This window comes from Streptomyces sp. NPDC059092 (genome assembly GCF_042756365.1).
Lineage (GTDB): Bacteria > Actinomycetota > Actinomycetes > Streptomycetales > Streptomycetaceae > Streptomyces.
Genome location: NZ_JBHZEJ010000022.1, coordinates 45,031 through 70,790, shown reverse-complemented (window position 1 = coordinate 70,790; position 25,760 = coordinate 45,031). Strand labels below are relative to the sequence as shown.

General features: G+C 72.8%; 22 protein-coding genes. 10 read left to right on the top strand and 12 right to left on the bottom strand.

Translation table 11 applies throughout. The annotated features are described in order from the left end of the window. Positions 1–226 precede the first annotated feature (226 nt). A complete protein-coding gene (locus tag ACFXPL_RS15825; protein WP_384918684.1) occupies positions 227–691 on the top strand; it encodes a DUF5709 domain-containing protein in 465 nt (154 codons plus the stop codon). 67 nt (positions 692–758) lie between these two features. Here the strand turns inward: ACFXPL_RS15825 and ACFXPL_RS15820 are convergent, their stop codons facing one another. Together ACFXPL_RS15820 and ACFXPL_RS15815 are read right to left on the bottom strand one after the other, a co-directional pair. Beyond that, positions 759–1,145 carry a hypothetical protein gene (locus ACFXPL_RS15820; protein ID WP_384918610.1) on the bottom strand — a complete coding sequence of 129 codons (387 nt, stop codon included), beginning with the start codon at positions 1,143–1,145 and terminating at the stop codon, positions 759–761. After that, entirely contained in the window at positions 1,142–2,218 is a 1,077-nt protein-coding gene (locus tag ACFXPL_RS15815) for an amino acid ABC transporter permease (protein WP_384918607.1), read from the bottom strand. Before ACFXPL_RS15815 ends, ACFXPL_RS15820 begins: the two co-directional genes overlap by 4 nt. 643 nt (positions 2,219–2,861) lie before the next feature. Between ACFXPL_RS15815 and ACFXPL_RS15810 the strand changes: the two genes are divergently transcribed. The 8 genes from ACFXPL_RS15810 (at position 2,862) to ACFXPL_RS15775 (ending at position 13,558) form a co-directional block, all read left to right on the top strand. Beyond that, entirely contained in the window at positions 2,862–3,998 is a 1,137-nt protein-coding gene (locus ACFXPL_RS15810; RefSeq protein ID WP_384918604.1) for an LLM class flavin-dependent oxidoreductase, read from the top strand. Next, positions 3,995–4,564: a GNAT family N-acetyltransferase gene (locus ACFXPL_RS15805; RefSeq protein WP_384918601.1), complete on the top strand. Its 570-nt coding sequence runs from the start codon at positions 3,995–3,997 to the stop codon at positions 4,562–4,564. The genes ACFXPL_RS15810 and ACFXPL_RS15805 overlap by 4 nt, the downstream gene beginning before the upstream one ends. A gap of 4 nt (positions 4,565–4,568) precedes the next feature. Beyond that, the gene (locus ACFXPL_RS15800; RefSeq protein ID WP_384918598.1) at positions 4,569–5,525 is read left to right on the top strand and encodes an ABC transporter substrate-binding protein; all 957 of its coding nucleotides are present in this window, start codon (positions 4,569–4,571) and stop codon (positions 5,523–5,525) included. Between the two features lie 16 nt (positions 5,526–5,541). After that, positions 5,542–6,612, top strand: a complete 1,071-nt coding sequence (locus ACFXPL_RS15795; protein WP_384918596.1) for an amino acid ABC transporter permease — start codon at positions 5,542–5,544, stop codon at positions 6,610–6,612. Next, positions 6,609–7,418 (top strand): amino acid ABC transporter ATP-binding protein, encoded by an 810-nt coding sequence (locus ACFXPL_RS15790; RefSeq protein ID WP_384918593.1) that lies wholly within the window; start codon positions 6,609–6,611, stop codon positions 7,416–7,418. Before ACFXPL_RS15795 ends, ACFXPL_RS15790 begins: the two co-directional genes overlap by 4 nt. Before the next feature lie 116 nt (positions 7,419–7,534). Further along, entirely contained in the window at positions 7,535–8,533 is a 999-nt protein-coding gene (locus ACFXPL_RS15785; protein ID WP_384918589.1) for an ABC transporter substrate-binding protein, read from the top strand. A 201-nt stretch (positions 8,534–8,734) separates the two neighbouring features. Beyond that, positions 8,735–9,703, top strand: a complete 969-nt coding sequence (locus ACFXPL_RS15780) for a polysaccharide lyase family 1 protein (RefSeq protein WP_384918586.1) — start codon at positions 8,735–8,737, stop codon at positions 9,701–9,703. A gap of 222 nt (positions 9,704–9,925) precedes the next feature. After that, positions 9,926–13,558, top strand: a complete 3,633-nt coding sequence (locus ACFXPL_RS15775; protein WP_384918583.1) for a substrate-binding domain-containing protein — start codon at positions 9,926–9,928, stop codon at positions 13,556–13,558. Between the two features lie 85 nt (positions 13,559–13,643). Here the strand turns inward: ACFXPL_RS15775 and ACFXPL_RS15770 are convergent, their stop codons facing one another. From ACFXPL_RS15770 to ACFXPL_RS15725, 10 genes are all read right to left on the bottom strand, one after another. Then, entirely contained in the window at positions 13,644–14,081 is a 438-nt protein-coding gene (locus ACFXPL_RS15770; RefSeq protein WP_384918580.1) for a RidA family protein, read from the bottom strand. Then, entirely contained in the window at positions 14,078–15,226 is a 1,149-nt protein-coding gene (locus ACFXPL_RS15765) for a M24 family metallopeptidase (RefSeq protein ID WP_384918577.1), read from the bottom strand. Before ACFXPL_RS15765 ends, ACFXPL_RS15770 begins: the two co-directional genes overlap by 4 nt. After that, positions 15,201–16,148: a carbon-nitrogen hydrolase family protein gene (locus ACFXPL_RS15760; RefSeq protein WP_384918574.1), complete on the bottom strand. Its 948-nt coding sequence runs from the start codon at positions 16,146–16,148 to the stop codon at positions 15,201–15,203. The genes ACFXPL_RS15765 and ACFXPL_RS15760 overlap by 26 nt, the downstream gene beginning before the upstream one ends. After that, entirely contained in the window at positions 16,139–17,425 is a 1,287-nt protein-coding gene (locus ACFXPL_RS15755; RefSeq protein WP_384918571.1) for a M20 family metallopeptidase, read from the bottom strand. Before ACFXPL_RS15755 ends, ACFXPL_RS15760 begins: the two co-directional genes overlap by 10 nt. Next, positions 17,422–18,687, bottom strand: coding sequence for an enolase C-terminal domain-like protein (locus ACFXPL_RS15750; RefSeq protein WP_384918568.1), 1,266 nt, complete (start codon positions 18,685–18,687; stop codon positions 17,422–17,424). The genes ACFXPL_RS15755 and ACFXPL_RS15750 overlap by 4 nt, the downstream gene beginning before the upstream one ends. Beyond that, positions 18,684–19,910, bottom strand: coding sequence for a pyridoxal phosphate-dependent aminotransferase (locus ACFXPL_RS15745; RefSeq protein ID WP_384918566.1), 1,227 nt, complete (start codon positions 19,908–19,910; stop codon positions 18,684–18,686). Before ACFXPL_RS15745 ends, ACFXPL_RS15750 begins: the two co-directional genes overlap by 4 nt. Before the next feature lie 75 nt (positions 19,911–19,985). Continuing rightward, positions 19,986–20,714, bottom strand: a complete 729-nt coding sequence (locus ACFXPL_RS15740) for a GntR family transcriptional regulator (RefSeq protein ID WP_384918563.1) — start codon at positions 20,712–20,714, stop codon at positions 19,986–19,988. Beyond that, positions 20,711–21,511: an amino acid ABC transporter ATP-binding protein gene (locus ACFXPL_RS15735; protein WP_384918561.1), complete on the bottom strand. Its 801-nt coding sequence runs from the start codon at positions 21,509–21,511 to the stop codon at positions 20,711–20,713. Before ACFXPL_RS15735 ends, ACFXPL_RS15740 begins: the two co-directional genes overlap by 4 nt. A 98-nt stretch (positions 21,512–21,609) precedes the next feature. Continuing rightward, a complete protein-coding gene (locus ACFXPL_RS15730; protein ID WP_384918559.1) occupies positions 21,610–22,329 on the bottom strand; it encodes an amino acid ABC transporter permease in 720 nt (239 codons plus the stop codon). After that, on the bottom strand, positions 22,326–23,177 hold the full coding sequence (locus ACFXPL_RS15725) for an ABC transporter substrate-binding protein (protein ID WP_384918557.1): 852 nt from the start codon (positions 23,175–23,177) through the stop codon (positions 22,326–22,328). The genes ACFXPL_RS15730 and ACFXPL_RS15725 overlap by 4 nt, the downstream gene beginning before the upstream one ends. Positions 23,178–23,801: 624 nt before the next feature. On the opposite strand from ACFXPL_RS15725, the gene ACFXPL_RS15720 reads away from it, so the two are divergent. Then, positions 23,802–25,709, top strand: coding sequence for an APC family permease (locus tag ACFXPL_RS15720; RefSeq protein ID WP_384918681.1), 1,908 nt, complete (start codon positions 23,802–23,804; stop codon positions 25,707–25,709). Positions 25,710–25,760: the final 51 nt, after the last annotated feature.

Genomic DNA, 25,760 nt, shown 5'->3' with positions numbered 1-25,760 from the left:
CCCGGCTCTTCGGACCTTTCCCCGACTCGCCGCGCCCCGCAACAGGGGAGATACGGCACAGACGTACGGCGTCCAGGGCCGGGCGGGGCCGTACGGCCCTGTTACCGGCCGTTTGACACGGAGGTGAGAGGTGGGAGGGTGGGAGAACAGGGGGACGGCCACGGCCGTCCTGGCTACGGCAGCAAGGGGAACGGAGAGCGACGTGAGCGGCGACAGCGGCCCGGCGATGGGAGACGAGGTCTACCAGCCCGACGGCTCCGACATCGGCGAGGACGAGGGAATCCTCGACGCCGAGGACACGCTGCTGGACCGCGGCTCCGACCCCTTCGACGAGGGCTGGTCGCCGCCCGAACGGCCGCTGGGCGTCGAGAGCAGGGGCACGACCGCCGCCGAGCGCTCCGCGGGCGAGTCACTCGACCAGCGGCTCGCCGAGGAGGTCCCCGAGCTGGGCCCGCCGGACGGGGACGGTATCGGGGACCTGCCGTACGGCGAGGGCGAGCGGCTGGACGACGAGGTGGGCGACGACCGGTCCGGGCGGCTGGTGGCCCCCGACGAGGGCGCGCATGAGGACGCCGAGAAGGACATGATCGCCAGCGATGTGGGGATCGACGGCGCCGGCGCCTCGGCGGAGGAGGCCGCCGTACATCTCGTCGCCGAGGCTGCCGACGAGGCCGAATCCGACGTGGAGTGACCGACCGTCGTCGGCCGGCATGGAGTGCGGCCGAATGGCCCACCGCGACACCGGCACGGCCCCGGGCTCAGCGGTTTTCCAGGCGTACCTGGATCTCCTCCTCCTGGTCGCCGGAGGCCTTGCCGACGACTCGTACGGTGAACGCCGAGGCCAGGGCCTTGCGCACATGTTCAACGGCCGTGTATCCGCCCTGGAGGGTGGCCATGACCGGCGCCGTCAGCCGGGTGGCGGCGGGATCGTGCCGTACCTCCGTCGCGTCGAAGGTCGCGATCCACACGGTGGAGCGCACACCGGGCACGTCCTGCGGGAGATCGTTGGGTGCCCGGTCGCAGATGTAGGCCGTCCGGAGCGCGCCGAACACCGCGTGCGCGTCCTCCTTCGCCCCGCCGGTGAGGGCCACGACGACCTCTGCCCCGGCGTGGTCCGCCGCTCCCGACTCGTCCGCACTGTTCACGTGGATCGTTCCTCTCCGCCATCGCCTCGGATGCTCTCCCCTCCAGGCTCTCCCCGGCGGCGCGGGGCCGCGACCCGGACGCGCACCGCGGTGACCTGGGCGCGCGCGGCGGTGACCTGGGCGCGCAGCCGGTCCAGCGGCGTGGGCGGCAGTTCGCGGGCCGCGCCGCGTGCGTAGTGCCGCTCGACGAAGAACTGCGCCACCGACAGCACGGTGGTGACCATGACGTACCAGAGCGTCGCGACCATCAGCAGCGGGATGATCTGGTACGTGCGGTTGTAGACGAGCTGTACGGAGAAGAGCAGGTCCTGGACGGCGAGCACACTGACGATGCTGGTGCCCTTGAGGGTGCCGATGAGCATGTTGCCCGCCGTGGGGACGATCGAGCGCATCGCCTGCGGCACGATCACCCGGCGCAGCACCCGCCACCGGCCCAGTCCGAGCGAGGCGGCGGCCTCCGTCTGGCCGGCGTCCACGGACAGGATGCCTCCGCGCACCACCTCGGCCGCGTAGGCGGCCTCGTGCAGGGTCAGTCCGATCAGCGCGGTGAGGGTGGGGCCGAAGAGGTTCACCGTCCTGAAGGTGAGGAACTCCGGGCCGAAGGGGATACCGAGGCCCAGGGTCGGGTAGAGCGCGCCGATGTTGAACCAGAACAGGAGCTGCACCAGCAGCGGTGTGGCGCGGAAGATCCAGACGTACCCCCAACTGATCGAGTTCAGCACGGGGTTGGCGGAGAGGCGCATGACGGCGAGGGCGGTGCCGATGAGGAAGCCGAGCACCATCACGGCGGCGGTCAGCCACAGGGTGAGCAGCAGGCCGTCGAGTACGGCGGGGGTGGTGAAGTACCGGCCGACCACGCCCCATTGGAACCGTTCGTTACGGATGACGGAGTTGACGGCCATCGCGAGCGCCAGCAGGGCGACGGCGGCCGACAGCCAGCGGCCGGGGTGGCGGCGGGGAACGATGCGGGTGATCCCGTCGGGTTCGGCCGGGTCCGGTGGCCTCTGCGAGGCGGTGGGTGGGGCGGACGCGTCGGCGGTACGGGGTCCGTCGAGCGAGGGCGACAGGGACATGTGAGGGCTCCGGCGGGGAGGCGGCGGGGTACGGTCGGTGGCGTGGACCGGGCGGCAGGTGTCGTCACGCGTACCGCGTCCCTCAACACGGCTGGTGCGTACCGGAGTTCACACGGACTGATGGAGCGGACGTCCGTGCGGCCGGTGCCGCACACCCCTGGATCGTACGGGTGTACGACGGACCACTGTCAAGTGCGCCGCCGAGCCGTGCGCACCAGCGCGCCTGCCCGGACCGGGGCAACAGGCCCGGGCAGGCGCCGGGCCCGGCCGCCCACAGTGCGAGCACGTGTTGACTTCGCGTGACCTCACGTGCTCAATTGACACCATGCAGAAGCAGCAGCCGTTGGTCACCCGCGGACACATCGACTTCGGTCGCGTGTGGTCCGCCTCTTGTTGCGCCTGACCCGGCAGCGGGCCGCCTGACCGGCCCCTCCCTCCCTCGGTGACCCCGTCGCGGGCCGAGCTCTTCCCTCTCACCGGGCGCACGCTGCCGCTCTCCCCCGGCTTTTCCTGACCCACCTCGGTCGTCACGCACCCGCTCATCCCTCCCTGCCACGGGGTCCGTTCGGCATGCCTTCCCCCTTGCCGCGCCCCGCCGCGCCCTGGCCTCGCCGCGCCCCGGCCTCCGTACGAAAGGTCCGTCATGCCTGTGGAGTTCCTCGGTATCGCCGCCACCCACAACGGGTCGGAGACGACATCCCGCTCCGGCGCCTCGTTCGACAAGGAGTACACGCTCAAGCTCGCCCGGGCCCACGAGGACCACGACTGGGACCGGGTGCTGTTCGCGTACGGTTCGGGCTCGCCCGACCCGGCGCCGGCCGCCGCGTACATCGCCTCCCGTCTGGACCGGCTCCAGATCCTCCTCGCGCACCGGCCGAACGTGTCGTACCCGACGTTCGCGGCCAAGACCTTCGCCACCCTGGACCGGATCAGCGACGGGCGTCTCACCGTCCACTTCATCACCGGTGGCAACGATCACGAGCAGGGCCGTGAGGGCGACACCCTCACCAAGGACCGGCGCTACGCCCGTACCCGGGAGTACATCGGACTCGTCAAGCGCGTCTGGACCTCGCACGAACCCTTCGACCACGAGGGCGAGCACTATCGGTTCCACGACTTCGTCAGTGATGTCTTCCCCGTCCAACAGCCGCGCCCCGACGTCTCGTTCGGCGGCTCCTCGCCGGCGGCGTACGCGGCGGGCGGTGCCGAGGCCGACATCTACGCCCTGTGGGGCGAGCCGCTGGCGAGGACGGCGGAGCAGATCGAGGCGGTGAAGGCCGCAGCGCGGGCCGCCGGGCGTACGGCACCGCCCCGCTTCCAGGTGGCCTTCCGGCCCATCATCGCCCCCACGGAGGAACTGGCCTGGGAAAAGGCACACCGTACGGTCGCGGCGATCAAGGACCGCGCCGCGCAGGGCACCGGGGCACTCGTACGGCACCACTCCCGGCACGCCCCGGAGAACACCGGGGCGCAGCGGCTGATCGCGATCGCCGAGTCGGGTGAGCGGTTCGACCGGGCCCTGTGGACGCCGACGGCCGCCGCCACCGGCGGCGCGGGCAACTCCAACGCGCTGGTCGGCACGCCGGAGACGGTCGCCCGGGCGCTGCTGGACTACTACGACCTCGGTGTGGACATCATCTCGGCCCGCGGCTACGACCTGCTGGGCGACGCCATCGACTTCGGACGCCATGTCATCCCGCTGGTGCGCGCCGAGGTCGCCAGGCGTGAGGCGGCGGGCGCGCCGCGCGGTCCGCAGACCCTGGCCGGGGCGGGCCGATGACCTCCGTCGCCCCACCCCGTGGTCTGACCTGGCGGCGGACCGTGGTCTCGGATCCGCTGGTACGGCCGATGCTGGAGGAGCTGGGGAACGAGTACTCCACGCGGTACGGCAAGGACGCGCACGGTGAGCTGGCCCGCTATCCCGCCGAGGAGTTCGCCCCGCCGCACGGCGAGTTGCTGCTCCTGCTGGGGCGTGGTGTGCCGGTCGCGGGTGGCGCGTTCCGCCGTTACGACGAGCACACCGCGGAGTTGAAGCGGATCTGGACACACTCCGCGCACCGGCGGCGTGGGCTCGCGCGGCAGGTCGTGGCGGAGCTGGAGCACCTCGCGGCCGTACGCGGCTACCGCCGGATCCACCTCACCACCGGACCGCGTCAGCCGGAGGCGCGAGGGCTCTATCTGGCGGCCGGGTACACACCGCTGTTCGACACGGCGGCGGATCCGGAGACCATCGGCCGGCTGCCGTTCGGGAAGCGTCTCGCGGTTCCGGCACCGGACGCCTCCGAAAGGCCCACCGGTAAACCCGGCGAAAGATCCGCCGAAAGCTCCACCGAAAGGGAGGGATGACCACGTGCGCACCCTGATCCCGGGCCGGTCCCGGCCCGCGCGCCGCGCCGCGGCGGGCGCGCTGACGGCCGCCCTGGTCCTGCCGGTCCTGACGGGCTGCGGCTCGGACGCGGCGACCGGGGAGGAGACCGGCGCCGCCCCGCCCTCTTCGAACGCCATCGCCGGGCTGAAGAAGGATCCCGCGCTGGCGAAGCTGCTGCCCGAGGAGGTACGCGAGCGCGGGACGCTCACCCTCGGCGCCTCCGTGGGCGCGGCGCCCAGCTCGTACTTCCCCAGCACGTCGAGCAAGGTCCCGGCAGGTCAGGACGTCGACATCGCCGACGCCGTCGGCACACTGCTGGGGGTACGGCTGACACGGCAGCAGGCGAGCTTCGACGCGATCCTGCCCGCGCTCGGCAGTGGGAAGTACGACGTGGGCACCGGGAACTTCGGTGTCACCGACGAGCGCCGGAGAACGATCGACTTCGTCACGTACATCAATGACGGGCAGGGGTTCGCCGTCCGCGAGGACGACACGAGCCTGGGCAAGGTGACCCGGCTCGACCAGCTCTGCGGCAAGTCGATCGGGGTGGGCGCGGGGACCACGTTCGAGGCGACACTCGACGCCGAGAAGAAGGTCTGCGCCGCCACGGGCAGGAAGCCGTACACGGTGCACGTCTACTCGGACAACGGATCGCTGCTCACCAGCCTCCAGCAGAACCGGGTGGAGGTGGTGATGTCGACGATCAACGGGCTGCGCCACCAGGCGGCCCAACCCGCCGCCGGTACACGGTTCCTGAACGAGTTCCACCGGCTCGACGTGGGGTTCGCGTTCAAGAAGGGGTCCCCGCTGCTGAAGGCGTTCCAGGCGGCCGTCAACGAGCTGATCCAGGACGGTACGTACCGGAAGATCCTCGACAGGTGGGGGACGCGGGAGTCCGCCATCGAGGAGTCCCGGATCAGTCCCCCCGAGCAGAAGTGACCGGAAGAGGCCATTGATGAACACCGCATCCGGCCCCGCGGCCTCGGCGACCTCCTGGACCTCCCCGGCCTCTCCGGCCTCCTCGACCGCTGCGGCCTCCTCAGCCGCCGTGCCCCCTCCGGACTCCGTCACCGCTCCTGTCCCCGTTCCCCCTCCGGTCCCGTACGAGGACGGGACCGCGTCGCTCACGGTCGTTCCGGCGCGCCACTACTGGCGCTGGGCGGCCGGGGTGGCGGCGCTCGTCCTCGTCACCCAGTTCGCGCACGGCCTGGTCACCAACCCGGGCTGGGAGTGGGACACCTTCTTCCTCTACCTGACCGCCGACACGGTCCTCAAGGCCGTCTGGGTCACGCTCCAACTCACGCTCTACGGAACGGCGCTGGGCTTCGCGCTCGGTGTCGTCCTGGCCTTCATGCGACTCAGCAGGAGCGTGATACTCCAGACCGTCGCCTGGACGTACATCTGGGCGTTCCGTTCCATCCCGCTGATCGTCCAGCTCCTGTTCTGGTTCAACCTCGCGTACCTCTACAAGGAGTTGGGGGTCGGCATCCCGTTCGGCCCGGTGCTGTGGAGCTTCGACACGATGAACCTGGTCGGGGCGCTCTCCGCCGCCGTCATCGGACTCGCGCTGCACCAGGCCGCCTACGCCGCCGAGATCGTCCGCGGCGGGATCATCTCCGTCGACAGCGGGCAGTTGGAGGCCGCGGCGGCGCTGGGCATCCCACGGACGCGCCAACTCCGGCGCGTCCTGCTGCCGCAGGCGATGCGCGGGATCCTGCCCAACGCGGCGAACGAGGTGATCTCGCTGTTCAAGGGCACCTCGATCGTCTCGGTGATGGCGATCGGGGAGCTGTTCTACCAGGTGCAGGTGGTCTACGGCAGGAACGGGCGGGTCGTACCGCTGCTGATGGTCGCCACCGTCTGGTACATCCTGCTGACCACGCTGCTCTCCGTCGTCCAGTACTACGTGGAGCGGCACTTCGCGCGCGGCGCCGAGCGCACTCCCCCGCCCACCCCGCTCCAGCGGGCCAGGGCCTTCACCCACAGGATGCGGACTGCCGCCGCCACCGGAGGTCTCCAGAAATGAGCACGGTCCCCGTCTCCGCCCCGACGGGCACGGCTCCGGCCGGCGTCCGTCCGATGGTCGACATCCGCGGCGTCCACAAGAGCTTCGGCTCCCTCGAAGTGCTGCGTGGGGTGGATCTCCAGGTGGGCGCCGGAGAGGTCGCCGTCGTCCTCGGCCCGTCGGGCTCAGGCAAGTCGACCCTGCTGCGCGGCATCAACCATCTCGAAAAGCTCGACCGCGGCCGCATCACCATCGACGGCGAGCTGATCGGCTACCGCCGCTCCGGCTCGAAGCTGCACGAACTCAAGGAGCGGGAGGTGCTGAAGCAGCGTCTCCACATCGGATTCGTCTTCCAGAACTTCCATCTCTTCCCGCATCTCACGGTGGTCGAGAACATCATCGAGGCACCGGTCTCGGCGCTGCGCCGGCCCCGTGCGACGGCGCTCGCGCAGGCCCGGGCGCTGCTGGAGCGGGTGGGGCTCAGCGACAAGGCGGACGCCTACCCGCGGCAGCTCTCCGGTGGCCAGCAGCAGCGCGTGGCCATCGCCCGCGCCCTCGCGCTGGAGCCCAAGGTGCTGCTCTTCGACGAGCCGACCTCCGCGCTCGATCCCGAGCTGGTGGGCGAGGTGCTTGATGTGATCAAGGACCTGGCCCGCAGCGGCACCACCATGATCGTCGTCACCCATGAGATCGGCTTCGCGCGTGAGGTCGCCGACACCGTCGTCTTCATGGACGACGGTGTGATCGTCGAGCAGGGCCCGCCCGCGGACGTGCTGGACCGGCCGCGCCACACACGGACCAAAGCCTTCCTGTCGAAGGTCCTCTGAGACCCGTCGGCGTCTTCCGCGGTCCTCTCTTCCTGTCCCGCTTCGCTGTCCCGTTCTCCGTCCCGTTCCTGTCCCGCCCTGTTCCCCTCCCCCCCCGCCCGCCAAGGAGCCGTCCCGTGCCGCCCCGACGTACTCTCCGTGCCACCGCCGCCCTGCTCGGCCTCGTCTCCGCCCTCTCGCTCACCGCCTGCGGCAACCCGGCCGACGGCACGGGTTCCGGACCGGGCGGCGCCGCGGCCCCGTCCGGTTCCGGCGCCGGCCTCCAGATCGATCTGGGCCCCGACCAGAAGCGGGTGTCCACCTCCAGGGTGGATTCCATCGCCGCTCTCGTCCCCGCGGAGATCCGCCGGAAGGGCACGCTGGATGTGGTCAACTCGGCAGGTTCGGTGCCCCCGTTGACGTTCTACGCCACCGACGACAGGACGGTGATCGGCGTCGAGCCGGACATCGCCTCGCTCGTCGCCGACGTCCTCGGGCTGAAGCTGCGCTACCACCCGGTCGACTGGGCCAACATCTTCATCGGGCTCGACAGCGGCAAGTACGACGTCGGGCTCAGCAACATCACGGTGACCGAGGAGCGCAAGGAGAAGTACGACTTCGCGACCTACCGGCTGGACAACATCGCGTTCGAGGCGAAGAAGGGTTCCGCCTGGCGGGTGAAGGGGCCACGCGATGTCGCGGGCAAGGCCATCGGCGTGGCCTCCGGCACCAACCAGGAGAAGGTGCTGGTCGACTGGAGCGCGTCCAACGTGGCGAAGGGGCTGAAGCCCACCGACATCAAGATCTACCAGAACACCAGCGACTACTACCTGGCGCTCGGTTCCGGCCGCCTCGACGCCTACTTCGGCCCCAACCCGGTCGCCGCGTACCACGCCGCCTCCACCGGACAGACGGAGCTCGTCGGTACGTTCTCGGGGGCCGGGGACGCGCTCCAGGGCAAGATCGCGGCCACCGCCAAGAAGGACAACGGCCTGATCAAACCTGTCCACGAGGCGTTGGACACCGTGATCGGGAACGGGACGTACGGAAAGGTCCTGAAGCGCTGGGGGCTCGGGGACGAGGCAGTGCCGTCCTCGGAGCTGAACCCGCCGGGGCTGCCGAAGACCGCTTCGTAGGGCCGTCGGGCAACGCCCCGTAGCGCCACCGAAGACCGCCCGGCAACGCCTCCCCGCTCCGTCCCGACCGGCACCGCGCGGAATAGTCCACACAGGTCGCGTCATCGTCCACAGGATCCGTCCTAGCCTCGAAGCGTGCCAGCCGCGCGGCACCGGCGCACCCGTACGCACTCTCCAGAAACCCCACGGACGGAGAACCCCATGCGCAGGACGAGCGCACGGCACACCCTCGCCATCGCCGCCGCGACGACCGCTGTCGCGCTGGCACTCACCGGAGCGACCGCCGCCAACGGCGCTCCGGCCCCGCAGGACGACGCGCCGACCGCCGCCGCGGCACCGCGCGGATTCGGCGCCGCCACCACCGGCGGCGCCGGAGGCAGCACCGTCACGGTGACGAACGCGGCCCAGTTCACCGAGGCGGTCCAGCGCAGCGGTGCCCTCGTCGTCAGGGTGAACGGCACCGTCGCGCTGAGCAGCATGACCAAGGTGACGGCGAACAAGACCGTCGTCGGTGTGGGCACGGCCGGGCGGATCACGGGCAGCGGACTCAATGTCAGCAAGGTCAACAACGTGATCATCCAGAATCTCACCTTCACCGGCTCCAACGACGACGCGATCAACGTCGAGTACTCCACCAATGTCTGGATCGACCACAACGACATCTCCAACGCCTACGACGGCGGTGTGGACATCAAGCGGGCGTCCACGAACGTCACCGTGTCGTGGAACCGGGCCCACAACCAGGACAAGAACATGCTCCTCGGGCACTCCGACAGCAACTCGTCGGAGGACACGGGCAAGTTGAAGGTCACGTACGACCACAACTGGTTCGAGGGTACGACGCAGCGCAACCCTCGGGTGCGCTTCGGCAACCCGGTCCACGTGCTGAACAACTACTTCAGCAACATCGGTTCGTACGGTGTCGCGTCCACCGAGAGCGCGGGCGTCCTGGTCGAGGGCAACTACTTCGAGAACGTCAAGGACACCTACCACCTCGGTGAGGCTGCGTCCTCCGCCGGCTCCCTGTCCGCGAAGAACAACACCTTCGTGAACTCCACGGCCGGCCAGACGGGCGGCAGTGTGGCGGCCATCCCGTACAGCTACTCCGCCGAAAGCGCCTCGACCGTCAAGGCGTCGGTGACCTCGGGCGCGGGCGTCGGCAAGATCTGACCGGACTCCGCTCCCCCGTAACCCCTTTCCTCCACCCCACCCCCCACATCCCGGTGCCCGCCGCCACCCGGCCGGGCACCGGGCCCACGGGCCGGGGCAGAACCCGCGGACATCTGCCCCGCCGCCGGTCTTGCCCCGGCCCATCACCTCGTCTACGTTTCCCGAGGCCCGTGGACGCGCGGCCGACGGCGGACGGCACCTGCCGGTGAGCGAGGCACCTCCATGGCTGACGACCCACCCGGCCCGGCCGGCCCACCCGGTCCGACCGGTGCGCGGCGGCCGACCATCGGGCTCGTCACGGCCAACATCCATCTCGGGGTCGGCGCCACCCTCTGGTCGGGCGCGCTCGCCGCCGCGGAACGGGACGACGTCAACCTGATCTGTTTCCCCGGCGGGCCCCTGCGCCACGGCGACGTACCGCGCAGCGCCCTGTACGAACTGGTCGGCCCCGCCCGGCTGGACGGCGTCGTGTGCTGGAGCTCCACCCTCGGACTGCCGGCCTCGGGCGACCGGGCCGAGCGCCTGATGCGGCAGTTGGCCCATCTGCCCGTCGTCAGCCTCAACCAGCCGCTCAGCGGCCAGGAGGACACCCTCACCGTGGACTCGTACGCGGGGATGCGGGAGGCGGTCGGGCATCTCGTCGTCCACCACGGCCGTCGCCGGCTCGCCTGCATCCGGGGCCCGTTGGCCAACCCGGTCTCCCAGGAGCGCTATCGCGCCTACGCCGCCGCGCTGGGCCGCCATCAGGTACCGCACGAACGCGCCCTGGCCTGCGCCGCGGTGGACTTCGGGGCGGGCGGCGGCGCGTCGGCGATGCGGGTGCTGATCGAAGCGCGGGGCATGGTCCCCGGCACCGACTTCGACGCGGTGGTCGCGTGCAGCGACGTACTGGCGGCGGACGCGCTGCGGTTCCTCCGGGCGCGCGGCGTCCGGGTGCCGGAGGAGGTCGCGGTCGTCGGGTTCAACGACTCCCCCGAGGCACGGCTGTCCGACCCTCCACTGACCTCCGTCGCCCTGCCCTTCGCGGAGTTGGGCGCGCTCGCGGTGGACACGCTCGTGGCCCGCCTGCGGGGTACGCGCCCGCCCGCCAGGACCGCCGTGCCCGGGACCCTGATCGTCCGCCGGTCCTGCGGTTGTCACTCGCCGCTGGTCTCTCCCGGACCCGGAGACGGGCATGGGCACGGTACGGCGGCAGCCGCCCCCGCGGGCTCCGTTCCGGTACGGCGGGCCACGGAGGCGGAGCTGTTCGCACCACTGCCGAGGGCCGCTCAGGGGCTCGCCACGGCCTTCCACGCGGACACCGCCCGGGCCGGCACCCCGCGGGCGGGCACCGGCCCGCAGCGGCGCGAGGCGGACACCGTCGGGGCGTTCCTGCCGCTGCTGGAACGGCTGGTGGGCGCTCATGTCCGTACCGCCGAGGATGTGGCGGCGTGGGACGGGGCGCTGGCGCGCCTGCGCGGCCCCGTCGTCGCCGCCCTGGCCACCCCGAGCCGCGCCCATGGTGAACTGCTTCTGGGGCGGGCCCGGTTGATGGTCGCGGAGCAGGCGCACCGCCTGCTGGAGTACGAACGGTGGGCGCAGGGCCAGCAGTCGCAGCGGCTGCGGGAGCTCGGTACGGATCTGACGACCGTGGTGGACGTGGAGGCGCTCACCGATGTGCTGGAGCGCCACACGGCCGCGGCCGGCATGCCCCGCTGCCGGCTGGTGCTCCACGACGAGACCTGGAGGCGCGCGGAACGGCCGGTGCGCGGACTGGCCCGGGCGCTGCTCACCCGGGGCGAACGGTCCACCCGGGGCGGGCCGTTCGTACGCGGCCGGGGCGCACCGCCCGCCGACGCGGCGTTCCCCGCGTCCTTGCTGCTCCCCGACCCGCTCCTGCCGGACGCGGGGCGCTTCACACTCGTACTGGAACCGCTCCACATCGGCGACGACCACCTCGGCTACGCGGTCTTCGACGCCGGGAGCACCGAGGACGCCGGGCGCGCGGGGGCCCTCTACCGCGCGCTCGGTGACCAGATCAGCGCGGCGCTGAAGGGGATACGCCTCTTCGACGAGGTACGCAGGGCGCGGGACGCGGCGGAGCAGGCCAGCCGGTTCAAGACGCGGCTGCTGGACCAGGTCACCGACGAACTGCGCACCCCGGTGGAGACGATCCTGCGGCACACGGAGGCGGACCCGCGCGCCGCGCTCGACCTGGTGCGCGGGGACGCCGCGCAGCTGCTGCGGCTGATCGACAACCTCCTCGACCTGTCCCGGTCCGAGGCGGACGACCTGCATCTGAGCCGCCGTCTCCAGGACCCGGCCCCGCTGCTGGTCCGGGCGTTCGGGGCGTTCCTGGCGCTCCACGTCCCGGACGGGGCTGCCGCACAGGGCACACCGGGCGACACGGGGCGGTGGACGGTCGCGGTGCCGGGGCGGCTGCCCGCGATCCCGGTCGACGGCGACCGGCTCGGGCAGATCGTCACCCATCTGCTGTCGGCAGCGCACTCCCATGCCGGGGAGAGCGGGCGGGTGGCGCTCGCGGCGAGGCCGGGCCCGGCCTCGGTCCGCATCACCGTCACCGTCCCGGTCCCCGTCACCGTCACGGGGACGGGGACGGGGACGGGGACGGACCGGGAGCCGGGCGCGGACACCGGCTTCCGCCCGGGAGAGGCCCGTTCACCCGCCGGGCCGCGGGCGGCCGAGACCGGACTCGCCACGGCCGCCCGGCTGGCGATGCTGCACGGCGGCTCACTGGTCACCGCGCACACCGGCCGGCTGCTACGGCTCGCCCTGGAGCTGCCGCTGCCCACACCCGGCGGCCGGCCGCCGCCCGCCGCCGAGCCGGGCGGCACACTGCTGGTCGTCGCCCCGCGGGCCCCGGGCGCCGAGCTGCTGGGCCTCGCCGGCCGGCACGGTCTGCGGCTGCGCCCGCTGACGGCGGACGACGACATCGACGCCCTGGTGGAGGAGGTGGCCCCGGCCGCCGTCGCCTGGGACACGGCGGCGGCCGGGCCCGGCGCCTGGCCGAGCGCCCAGCACCTGCACGACCATCCCCGGCTGCGGCACACCCCGTTCCTGCTGCTCGGCGCGGAGGGCCAGGACCTCTCCCGTACGCTCAGGGCGCTGCGCCCCGCCGGGCTGCGCCAGCCGGTGATCGCCGTCGCCGCCTCGGAGCGCTCCCGGAAGGACTGCGGCCGGCTGGTGGCGGCGGCGCTGCCCGACCATCCGCTGCGGATCGCGCCGGACGGTACGACGGCGCTGGCCCTGGTCGCCGAGGAGCCGCCCGCGCTCCTCCTCCTGGAGCGGACGCTCCCCGACATGCACGCGCTCGACGTGGTCGACCACCTGCACCACGGCGGGGAGGGCGCGCCCTGGCCCGTCGTCGTCCTGAGCGACCAGGGCTTCACCCCGGCCGACGCCCGCCGCGCGGGGCCGCACCGCGCGCTTCTGCTGCTGGACCACGCGGTGCTCGGCCCCGAGGGCGCGGCGGCGCTGCTCAGCCGTACGGCGCGGGAGGGCGCGCCCTGCCCGGCCCGCTCCCGTACCCCGGTGAACGCCGCGCTGGTCTTCCTGTACGAGCACTACCGGCACCGGATCTCGCGCTGGCAGATCGCGGAGGCCGCCGGGATCAGCGCCGACCATCTGGGCCGGCTGTTCCACCAGCGGTACGGGATGACGGTGTGGGAATACCTCACGCGGCTGCGGGTCCAGCGGGCGGGGATCCGGCTGCGGCACAGCGGCGACTCCATCAACAGCGTCGCCAGGTCGGTGGGGTTCCGTGACCGCGCCTACTTCAGCCGGGTGTTCCGCCGGGTCACCGGCGAGGCGCCGCACGCCTTCCGCAGCCGGGGCCCCGAGGAGCGCGTGGGCTGACGGCCGCTGCCCGCGGTGTCACCACAGGGCGTGCGGGGCCGCGGTGGTGCGGTGTGCTCCTTGAACGGGTGAACGACGCCGGCGCCTAGAAAACCTCTGTGGCGAGGACGAGCGTCACCTCCACCGGGGCGCCGGACGGCAGGCTCGCCACGCCGACGGCCGTACGGGCCGGGGGCGGGCCCGCCAGGAGTGCGCGGATACGGGCGCTGGCGCCGTCGGCGACCCTGCTGTGCGCGGTGAAGGCGGGCGTCGCGGCGAGATGGACGGTCATGGAGACCGCCGGGCCGAGCCGCACTCCCGCCCCGGCCGCCGCCGCCCGGCCCGCCTCGACGGCGCGCTCCGCGGCGAGCGCGGCCAGCGGGACGGCGTCCTCGGCGGAGAGGTCCGCGCCGAGCGTCCCGGCCGCGAGGACGGCGCCGCCGGCCCGCGGGGTCATCCCGGCGGTGAAGACCAGTCCGCCCGCCACGCGCGCGGCGGCGTAGTCGCCCGCGGGGACGGGCGCGTCCGGGACCGTGCGGCTCACCGGCCCGGCTCCGTGTCGCAGGACGTGAGGACCTCGTGTCCGGTCCCGGTGATCAGGACGGTCGCGGAAAAGCCGATTCCTGCGGTGTCCCGCAGCCGGAGCGTGGGGACGACGTGGACCACCATGCCGGGGGCGAAGAGGCGCCGTTCGTTCTCGCCGAGGGAGAGCAGGTGGCCCTCGCCCCAGTCCGGCGCGAAGGCGATCCCGACGGAGTAGCCGCTGCGCTTGCGGTAGGTGTGGGCGAGGCCCGCGTCCGCGATGGCCGCCTTGCACGCCGCGTGTGCCGCCGCCGGGGAGCCGCCGGGCACGACCTCGGCCAGGGCCGCGTCCCTGGCCGCCGCGCAGGCCGGGGCCATCGCCGCGGCCTCACCGGTCAGCGCGCCGGTCCATACGGTGTGCATGAGGGGCGCGTTGTAGCGTCCCGTGGTCGCGGACATCTCCAGCAGGACGGCCTCGTTCGCGCCGATGACCCGGTCGGTCCAGCTCGCGTGGATGGTGCCGGCGCGCGGCCCCGAGGCGACGAACGGCTCCATGCCGAAGTACTCGGAGCCGGACGCGATGAGCCCGCCGAACGCGGCGGCGGCCACGTCGCGCTCGGACGCGCCGGGGACCGCGGCGGCGGCCGCCGCGGCCATGCCCGCGTTGGTGCTCCGCGCGGCCGCCCTGATCTGCTCGATCTCCAGGGGCGACTTGATGAGGCGGGCCGCCGCCAGCGCGTCGTCGATGTGGGTCACCCGGGTGCCCGCGGCCTCCAGCAGGCCGCCGAGGCGCAGGAAGGGCTCGGGCGGCAGGAACCAGGAGCGGGCCTCGACCCCGACCGCCCGTGCGCCGGGGGCGAGTTCGGCGAGGAGGGCGGCCGTGGCCAGGACGGGGTCGGAGCTGTCCGGGTAGCCGGTGATCCGTTCGAAGTAGGTGGTCCCGGCGGCGTTGACGGTCTCGGTCTCCCGCATGAGCAGGGCCGCCTCGCCGTCGGCGGTGACGATCAGACACTGGTACGTGTAGTAGCCGGGCGTGGCGTGACCGGAGAGGTAGCAGACGTTCTCCGGGGTGTGCACGACGACGGCGTCGAGCTCCTTCTCCTTGAGCGTGGCGCGCAGCGCGGTGAGCCGCCGGTCGTACTCAGTCGCGGGAAAGACGGGGGGCATGGAGGGCTCCTGGGGTGGTGTGGCCGGGGTGCGGGGCAGCGGGCGCGGGTGCGGGGGCCGGCGGCGCGGTGACGGAGATACGGGTGAGCGGGGGCGGCGGCGGGTCGCCCAGCAGATCGGTGCGCAGATCGCCGAGGTACGGCAGCCCGCGCCGTACGGCGGCCGTCCGCGGGGCGGAGACGGTCACGACGCGCAGCTCGCTCACGTCGTCGGCGCAGCGGGCCAGCGGCCGGCCGTCGGGGCCCCATGCCCCGCTGCGGCCGAAGTAGTGCTCCCCCGCGAGCTCGCCGACCGCGTTGACGACCAGGACGCAGACGGTGTTCTCGACCGCCCGCGCCGGGTGGTAGACGCCGTAGCGGTACTCGGTCGGTCCGGTGGCGAACGCCGATGCGAACAGGACGGCGTGGGCGCCGGCCCGGGCGTAGGCGCGGGTCAGTTCGGGGAAGCCGGCGTCGTAACAGATGCCGAGCCCGACCGAGACCCCGCTGTCCTCGATCAGGACGAGTCCGGTGCCGGGGTCGAAGGCGTCGCGTTCGCCCTGCCACAGGTGGGATTTGCCGTAGTGGCCGCGGACCGTGCCGTTCGGGTCGAGGACGAGCAGGGCGTTGTGCGGCCGGCCCGCCGTGGCGACGGCGGAGCCGAGGAGGACCCAGACGCCGGCCGTGGCCGCCGCCCGCGCGAGGGGCGCGAGCGGGGAGCCGGGGGCGGGCGCCGTGCCGTCCGGCGGCGGTGCGAGGGACCAGCCGCCGGGGTCGGCGGCGATCGACTCGGGGTCGTATCCGCAGGCGAACAGCTCGGGCAGGGCCAGGACGCGGGCTCCGCGCCGCCCCGCCTCGGCCGTCAGCCGGGCGGCCAGGGCGAGGTTGGCGGGGAGGTCGCCGGGGGTGCTCGGCGCCTGGCCGAGGGCGATCCTCAGCTCCATACCGACCCCTCCCCGGAGCCGGAGCCGGAACGGGAGCGGGAACCGGTTCCGCCCGCCGTGCCGAGCGCCTCGGTGAGGATCGCCCGGTAGAGACCGACGGAGGCGAGCAGTTCGTCGACGGCGATGTGCTCGTCGACGGCGTGCATCACGTCGAGCCGGCCGGGCCCGCAGACCAGGGCCGGCACCCCCGCCGCCCTGAAGTGCGTCATGTCGCAGTTGACGGTGAGGCCGCCGAGGCTGTCGTCGGCGCCCGCCGCCGCCAGTGCCCGGCGGCACAGCGCCACGAAGGGGTGGTCGTCGGGGGTCTCGGAGGGGCCGCCGGTACTGGGGGCGCACGCGACGACGGACGCGCTCGCGCCGTGCCCGCCGTCCGCGCCGCCCGCGTTGAACTCCGCGAGGACCGCGTCGACCTCCGCGAGCACGGACTCCTGGGTCTCGCCGGGCAGCAGCCGCCGGTCCAGGGTGATCCGGCAGCGTTCGGGTACGGCGTTGGGTGCCTCGCCGCCCTCGATCAGTACGGGGGTGCAGGTGGGCGCGCCGAGCAGCGGGTGGCCCCGGGCGGCGAGGGAGCCGGCGTACCGCTCCAGCAGGGTGATCACGGTGGCGGCGGCGGTCACCGCGTTGACGCCCTGGGCCGGGGTGGCGGCGTGCGCGGCCCTGCCGACGACCTCGACGACCGGGCGGACCGAGCCCTTGTGCGCGGTCAGCAGCCGCATCCCGGTGGGCTCCCCGACGATGACGGCGTCGGGCAGCCTGCCCTCACCGGCCAGCAGGGGTACGAGATGGCGGGCGCCCAGGGAGTCGCCCTCCTCCTGTGACACGGCGGAGAAGACGATCTCCCCGTGTACGGGGCCCGTACCGGCCTCGGCCGCCCGTGCCACCTCGATCGCGGCGCACGCCATGGCGGCCAGCGGCCCCTTGGCGTCCGCGGTGCCCCGGCCGTACAGCTTGCCGTCGCGCAGGGTGGGGGCGAACGGCGGGCTGGTCCAGCCGCCGCCCGCGGGGACGACGTCCAGGTGCGAGTTGAGCATGAGGACGGGCCCGCCGGCGCCGAACCTGCGGCGCGCGGTGAGGTTGACGCGCCCGGGGGCCAGCTGTTCGGTCTCCACCGCGAAGCCGGCGCCGGAGAGTACGGCGGCGAGGAGGGCGGCGGTGGACTCCTCCTCGCCGGTCGGGGTGGTGGAGTCGCAGGCGACCATGGCGGTGAGGAGCGCGGTCACGTCCACGGTGGTGCCGGACGTGAATCGTCCACGGGGAGTGGTGCGGGTGGTGCTCATGTCGAGAACGTCCTTGCTCGGTCCGGAGGGCTCAGGAGGTGTGCGCGGGCCGTGCCCACGGGGGTCAGTGCCGCCGGGTCCACACCGACCCGTACGCCGAGACCCGCGCCGTCCGGCAGCCGGACGGCGCCCCGGTGGAGGGTGAGGCCGTCGGTGACGTCGTGCGCGAGGTGGGCGCAGCCCCAGAGTTCGGCCACCTCGATACCGAGGCCGGCGGCGAGGTGGGCGGTGGTCGCGCAGCCCAGGCGTCCGCAGTCCATCTGGCCGAGGCCGACGGCGAGGCCACGGGAGCGGGCCGCGCCGACGGCCGCCGCCAGCGCGTCGACGGTGCCCGCCTTCTCCAGCTTGAGGTGGACGCCGTCGGCGGCGCCCGCGTCGGCGAGGGCGTGCACCGAGGCCGCGTCGCGCACCGACTCGTCGGCCCAGACGGGCACGGGCGAGCCGACGCGTACGGCGGCCATCGCCGCCAGGTCACCGGGCGGGGTGGGCTGTTCCAGCCAGGCGACGCCGTGGCCGGCGAGCCACCGGACGGCGGCGCGGGCGGTGACCACGTCCCAGCCGCCGTTGGCGTCGGCGGCGAGCGTGACCGTACCGGCGCCGGTGACCCGGTCGACGGCGCGGCGTACGGCGGCCACCCGGGCCCGGTCGCGGTCCTGGTCGCCGCCGACGCGGATCTTGACCCGGCCGAAGCCGGCCCGGGCGGCGGCGGTCGCGAGCGCGGCGGCCTCCTCCGGTGTGCCGAATCCGATCGGGGCGTGGGTCGGCAGCGGCGGGTGCGCGGGGAGTACGGGCACGGACGCGGAGGCCGGTCCCGTACGGACGGCTGCCGCGCCCGGACCGTCCTCCCGGCCGTCCGTCCCGTCCGGCTTGCCCGGCTTGCCCGGCGCCGTCAGCGTCGCCCACAGCGACAGGCCACGGGAGCGGGCCACCGCGTCGCGCCAGGCGATGTCCAGCAGCGCGGCGGCCGGCGGGCAGTGGGCGGCCAGGCCCGTGGCGAGCGCGGCGGGGTCGTCCCAGGCCGGGGTACCGGCCGGGGGCAGCCCGGCCAGCGCGGCGGCGATGGATCCGGCCGTGTGGTGGGTGGCGTACGCGCCGTTGCCCCGGGTCTCGGCCCAGCCGGTCCCTCCGTCGGCGAGCCGCACGCGGAGGAAGACCTCCGTCAACTCCGCCGTATCGACGGCATGGTGACGGAGCTTCAGGCGCAGGGGCAGCCCGACGACTCCGTACGCGGCGCCGGTCACCGCCGCCGGGGCGGCGGTCACGCGGGGTCCAAGGAGCCCACGACCTCGATGACGCGGTCGAGCGCCGCGTCCCACACGGTCTCCTCCTGGGCGAAGCAGAGCCGCATCCGTCCGGTGCCCGCGAGGCCGAACTGGTAGCCGGGGTTGACGACGACTCCGGCGTGCTCCTTCAGCGCGAGGGCCACGGCCTGGTCGCTCGCGCCGGTCAGGACCTCGGGGAAGAGGTACGCCGTGCCGTAACTCGCGTTGACCCTCAGCACGGAGGAGGCGTTGATCTTCCTTACGGTGGTGTCGCGCAGCGCCTGGTACTCCACGAGCCGCCGGTCGAGGAAGTCGCCGTCCTCCGCGATCCAGCGCGCCAGCAGGTGCTGCGCGTAGGCGGGGGCGCGCAGCGCGGTGCAGGACTGTACGTCCTCCATCGCGTCGACCAGCGCGGTGGGCGCGACCGCGACGCCGAGCCGGTATCCGGACAGGGACTCGGTCTTGGAGGGGCCGAGCAGGGTGACCGTACGTTCGGCCATGCCGTCGAAGGCGGCGAGGTGGTGGAAGCGCTCGCCCTCGTACACCAGCCGGCAGTACAGCTCGTCGGCGATGACGGTGAAGTCGTGGCGGCGGGCGGCGTCCGCGATCGCCTCGATCGTCTCCTCGCCGTAGATGGCGCCGGTCGGGTTGTTGGGGTGCGAGAAGACCATCAGGCGCGGTCCCTCGGCGGCGGCGTCCTCCAGCGCCTGGAGGTCCAGGGTGGGGCGGGTCCTGGCGCCGCCGGTGGACTCGTCCGGCCAGATCATCGGGATGCGGCGGACGCGGGCGCCGAAGTAACGCAGCATCCGTTCGGTGGAGAGGTAGTCGGGGTCGGGGAGCAGGACGAGGTCGCCGGGCGAGAGAATCGCGGCGAGCGCGGTGAACAGCGCGCCCTGGGTGCCGGGGGTGAGGATGACGTCGGCGGGCCCCGCGGCGGGTATGCCGAGTCCGGTGGAGACGTTGTGGGCGACGGCCTCGCGTACGGCGTGGTCGCCTCGGTAGGGGGTGTACGTCATGCCGTCGCCGCCCGCGGCGGCGGTGAAGGTGGGCAGCGCCCACTCGGGTGCCGGGAAGCGGTGGGTGTCGGCGTAGGTGGCGTCGAGGAGGTGGTCGGGCCCCGGGCCGTTCTCCAACTGGCGTTCGGCGTCGCGTACGGACATCCCGAGCCGTTCGGTGTGTTCGGGCAGGGAGAGTCGGGCGATGGCCTCGGGCTGGTGGATCACGATCTGGTTCCTCACTGTCGCGTGTGTGTGCGGGGGGGGGTACGGGGGGGGAGTTGACGCGGGCGGGGCGGCGGGTCAGCCCCGGTCCGAAAGGGTGGCGGGCTGGTGGTCGATGGATCCGGTCAGTACGCCGAGGCCGCCCAGCACATGGGCGCGGGTGAGCGCGGCGGACTGTTCGGCGTCGCCGCCGAGGAAGGCGTCGAGGATGGCGGTGTGTTCGTCCACGGAGGTCTGCGCGCGGTGGGCGTCCGCCAGGTAGAGCGCGACGTAACGGTCGCTCTTCGCCCGTAGTTGGTCGAGCGCGGCGAGCGTGGCGGGCATCGCGGCCAGTGTGTAGAGGGCGTCGTGGAACTGCCGGTCGAGCAGCCGTACCTGGGCGGTGTCGCCGAGCGAGACGGCGATGCGCTGGCGTTCCAGCAGCAGGCCGAAGTCGGCGGCCAGGGAGCCGCGTTCGCCGAGCTCCGCCTGGGCGGCGGCCGCCGCGAGCACGCTCTCCAGGGCGGCGCGCCCGTTGTAGATGTCCCTGGCGTCCGTGACGGAGACCTCCGCGACCACGGACTTCTGGTGCGGGCGGTCCACGACCAGGTGCTCGGCGGCCAGGCGGGACAGGGCGTCGCGCAAGGGGCCGCGGCTGATGCCGAGTTCACCGGCGAGGGCTTCCTGGCTGAGCTGTTCGCCGGGGGCGAGGACACCGGTGAGGATGCGTTCGCGCAATTGCTGGTAGGCCCAGTCCTGCTTGCGCAGGCTCCAGGGGGCGTGGGGGCGGGTCGTGTGGAGGCGTCCCGGAGGGGGCGGGGTGGTCATGGTCCCACTCTCCGGGGATCCGAGTCTCCGAGGATCTGCTCGAAGAAGACGCGGGTGCGTTCCCGCCGGGGCGTGGTGAAGAGGGTTTCGGCGGGTCCGTCCTCGACGATCCGGCCGTCGGCCATGAAGACGACGCGGTCGGCGCTCTGCCGGGCGAAGCCCATCTCGTGGGTGACGACGACGATGGTCATGCCGCTGTCGGCCAGGTCCCGCATGACGGCGAGCACTTCACGGGTGAACTCGGGGTCGAGGGCCGAGGTGGGCTCGTCGAAGAGCATCAGCTCCGGGCTCATCGCGAGGGCGCGGGCGATGGCGACGCGCTGCTGCTGGCCGCCGGAGAGTTCGTACGGATAGTGGTCGCGGCGCTCGGCGAGCCCCACCCGCTCCAGCAGGGTGTGCGCCTCCTCCCTGGCTCGCTGCCGGGGGACGCCCCGGACCCGGACGGGGGCGAGCGCGACGTTCTCGGTGGCGGTGAGGTGCGGGAAGAGGTTGAACTGCTGGAAGACCATGCCGATCCGGCCGCCGACCGAGCGCGGCGTGGAGCCGGCCTTCGACAGCAGCTCGCCCTGGAAGCCGACACTGCCGGTCTCCAGCGGTTCGAGGCCGGCCAGGCAGCGCAGCATGGTGGACTTCCCGGCCCCCGAGGGACCGAGGACGGCGACGGTCTGGCCGGCCGGGATGGTCAGGTCCACCGCGCTGACCACGGCGTTGCCGTGGTAGCTGCGGCCCAGGTTCTCCGCCACGAGGACGGTCCTTCCCCTGGTGGTCACGGCGGCGCCCGGTGCGGTGGTGCTCATGGCGGTGCCCTTTCCGGTTCGGGTTGTGGCTGTGCGGCCGGTCGCTTCGGCGTCGGCGGCCGCGGCCGTGTCGGCGGCGGTCGCCCGGCGCGCGGCCGTCATCGGGCCGCCGGGTCGAGGGCCGCCGTGGAGCCGGGGGCGGGGTCCTTGGCGCGACGTGCCGAGGCGCGCCGGCTGACGTCGAGCCGTCGCTCCACCTGGCGCAGGACGAGGGTGAACACCGTGGTCAGGACGAGGTAGTGGACGGCGGCGGCGCCGAGGGATCCGACGTAGTCGAAGTCGGCGGCGGCCTGCCGCTGGGCGGTGAGCATCAGGTCCTGGACGCTGACGACGGAGGCCAGCGCCGAGGTCTTGAGCATTCCGATGAACTGGTTGCCGGTGGGCGGCAGGATCAGCCGGGTCGCCTGCGGGAGGACCACCCAGCGCAGGATGCCCGTCTCGGAGAGTCCGAGCATGTGGGCGGCCGTGCGCTGGCCCTTGTCCACGCCGAGCAGTCCGCCCCGTACGATCTCCGCCATGTAGGCGACCTCGTTGAGGCTGAGCGCGATGACGGCGCAGGTGAACGGGGACAGGCTCAGCCCCCACAGCGGGAGCACGTTGAAGACGAAGATGAGCTGGAGCAGCACGGGTGTGCCGCGGAAGAACCAGATGTAGGCGTCCGCGAGCCACCGCAGCGGGGCGAATCGGACCCCCTTGACCAGGGCGAGCAGTACACCTCCCGCGATGCCCAGGGCCATCGAGAGGACCGTCAGCACGAAGGTCAGCAGGGAGGCGGTGAGGAAGTCGGTGGAGACCGCCTTGTCCAGGAATCCCGTCACGACCCACCGGCCGGGGTGGAGGTGGCGGGGGACGCCTCGGCGGAGGCGGTGAGGTAGTCGGAGGACTTGGGCAGTTCGTACGTGGCCATGAGTGCGGCGTAGTCACCGCTGCGGACGAACCGGTCCAGCGCCTTTCTGACGGCGGTCGCGGTCGCGGTGTCCCCCTTGCGGACGGCTATGCCGATCCTCGTCTCGTTCTTGAAGGTCGCCGCGAGGGTGAAGGTGCCCTTGGTCCCGGCGAGGGTGGCCGCCGCGCCCGGGGTGGAGGTGTCGAAGGCGTCGGCGCGGCCGCTCCGGACGGCGAGCATCGCGTCCTGGTTGTTCGGCAGGGACATGATCTTCATCGGCGCGCGGCCCTGTTTCCTCAGGTCCTTGTTGTACGCGTTCATGTACGTCTCGCCGATCGCGCCCCGGGTGACGGCGACGGTCCTGCCGGAGAGGTCCTCGGGCACCCGGGAGATCTTCTTCGGGTTGCCCGACGGGGTGAGCAGGGTCTCCCCGATGATCATGTAGGGAACGAAGTCGACCTGCTTCTCGCGCTCGGGCGTGATGTACATGGCCGAGTTGATGATGTCGGTCCGTTTGCCGGCCAGCGCCGGGATGAGTCCGTCGAAATCGATGTCCAGGGGCTTGGGCTTCAGCCCCATCGACTTCGACAGGGCGGAGATCATGTCGATGTCGAAGCCCTCAAGATCGCCGTTGGCCGCCTTGGACTCGAAGGGCGGGAAGGTGGCCGCCGTGCCATAGGTGAGGGTGCCGGACGAGGCGAGGTTCTCCGGGGGTGCGACCTCGGCCGGCCCCGCCGGCGCCGCCGGCCCCGATCCGCCGCAGGCGGACAGGGCGGCCATCAAAACAACAGCCGTGCACACCGCGGCTGTTCGCGTGGTTCCAACTCTCACCGGACTGCTCCCTACTGGCGTTCTCCCTGTTCAGGAAGGTCTGTAAACAGTTGCCAGTCACTGTCGCCGCGGCCCGGGTCCGGCCGGTTGCGCTTCCGTTAAACCAAGGTTTCCGGTCACCCCGCGCTCATCCGGTCACCCGGCGTGACCGGATCCGGTCGGTTCGGCCGTACGGGTTGTCGCCGTGTGCGCGTGTGTGTCGCGGGCGTCAGCCGGGGCGGTGGGCGCGGTCCGGCGAAGAGACTCGACGGCGTGACGGATACTCAAGCATCCCGGGGCGAGGACGAGACGCTGCGCCTGATCGGGCAGGAGTGGGGGCGGGCGTCCGCCGCCCCCGCCGCGTGGCGGGGCGCGCTGCCCGTCGACCCGGATCTGGGCAGCTACCCCGAGCCCGAGCAGATCGTGCCGCCGCGCTTCGGCAGGTTCGTCCATGTCACCACGGTCGGCGGACCGCCGGGGGCGGTGGTGGGGCCGAGCCGGAAGGAGCCTGCCCCGGCCGGCGGGTTCGGTGCGCGGCTGCGCCGGGCCGTGCTGGGCGCGCCGCTGCGGTCCACGGCGGTCGTGCGGGAGCGGATGCGCAAGGTGGTGGCGCTGCCGGTGCTCTCGGCGGACGCGCTGTCCTCGGTGGCGTACGGACCCGAGGCGCTGCTCGCGGTGCTGGTGCTGGGCGGCACGGCGGGGCTGGCCTACTCGGTGCCGGTGTCGCTGGCGATCGTCTTCCTGATGCTGGCGGTGGGGCTGTCGTACCGTCAGACGATCCGCGCGTACCCGCACGGCGGGGGCTCGTACATCGTCGCGACGGACAACCTGGGGCGGATCCCGGGGCTGGTGGCGGCGGCGGGGCTGATGACGGACTACATCCTCACCGTGGCGGTCTCGGTGTCGTCCGGGATGGCCGCGGTCACCTCGGCGATCCCCGGCCTCTCCGGGGACGTGGTGCCGATCGGGGTGCTGGTCATCGCCGTACTGCTGGCGGGGAACCTGCGGGGGGTCAGACAGGCGGGGGCGCTGTTCGCGGCGCCCACGTACGCCTTCATCGTCGCCATCTCGGCGCTGGTGGCGTTCGGGCTGTACGACGCGGCGGGGCGCGACTTCACCCCCGTTCCGCATCCGCCGCTGCACGCGGTGGAGGGGGTGGGGCTGCTGCTGGTGATGCGGGCGTTCGCGTCGGGGTCGACGGCGATGACCGGGATCGAGGCGATCTCCAACGCCGTCCCCGCGTTCAAGCCCGTCCCCTGGCGCAACGCGCGCACGACGCTGTCCTGGATGATCGGACTGCTGATCGCCCTGTTCGCGGGCACGATCGCGATGGTCCATCTGGAGGGGGTCGTCCCCCGGTCGGACGAGACGGTGCTCTCCCAGCTCGCGCACCACAGTTTCGGCTCCGGCGGGATGTACGTCTTCACCCAGGCGGCGACGGCGCTGGTGCTGCTGCTCGCGGCGAACACCGCGTACAACGACTTCCCCCGGGTGCTCTTCCTGCTGGCGCGCGACAACCACGCGCCGCGCATCTTCCTGCGGCTGGGCGACCGGCTGGCGTTCAGCAACGGCATCATCGTGCTCTCCGTGGCGGCTGCGCTCGTCTATGTGGCGTTCGACGGCAACACGGCGACGCTGATCCCGCTGTACGCCGTGGGGGTGTTCCTCGCCTTCACCCTGTCGCAGAGCGGCATGGTGGTGCACTGGTGGCGCGGACGGGACCGGCACTGGCGCAAGAGCCTCGCCTTCAACGCCACCGGCGCCGTGCTGTCGGCGCTCGTCTTCATCACGGCGGGCATCACCAAGTTCACCGAGGGCGCGTGGCTCGCGATCCTCACCGTCGGGGTGTTCCTGCTGGTGACGACGCGGATCCACCGCCACTACGCGCAGGTGACGGAGGCGCTGCGGCTGCGGCCGCAGCAGATCGAGATCCCGAGCCGTACGATCGCGCCCCTGCCCAACGGGGAGCCACGGCCGGCGAAGAAGGCAGCGGACGCGCGGGACGCGGAGCGTACGGAGAAAGCGGGGAGCGCCGAGAACCCCGAGAGCGCTCCGGACGCGGAGCCGGAGGAGTCCCCCGAGGAGATCCGCCATCTCTCCGTCGTGGCGCTGGACTCGCTGCACCGGGCGAGCATGCGCGCCCTGGCCTACGCCGCCTCGCTCCAGCAGCCGGTCCTCGCACTGCACGTCAGCCCGAGCGACGAGGACGCCGAGCGGTTCCGCGCGGCATGGCTGCTGTGGGGCGACCATCTGCCGCTGCGGATCATCGTCTCCCCGTACCGTGCGATCGTCACCCCCCTGATCAGTTATGTGGAGTCGCTGCATCGGCAGCGACCGGATCTGACCATCACCGTCATCATCCCGGAGATCGTCGTACGCCATTGGTGGCACCGCGTTCTGCACAGCCGGCTGGCGGGGCGGCTGCGGCGCGCGCTCCGGCCGCTGCCGAAAATCGTGGTGACCACGGTCCCCTTCCACGTCCCTGACGGACGGTCGGCCTAGAACGGACATACGGAATGAAGTATCAAACTACTGTCCCAACTGGTTGATTTG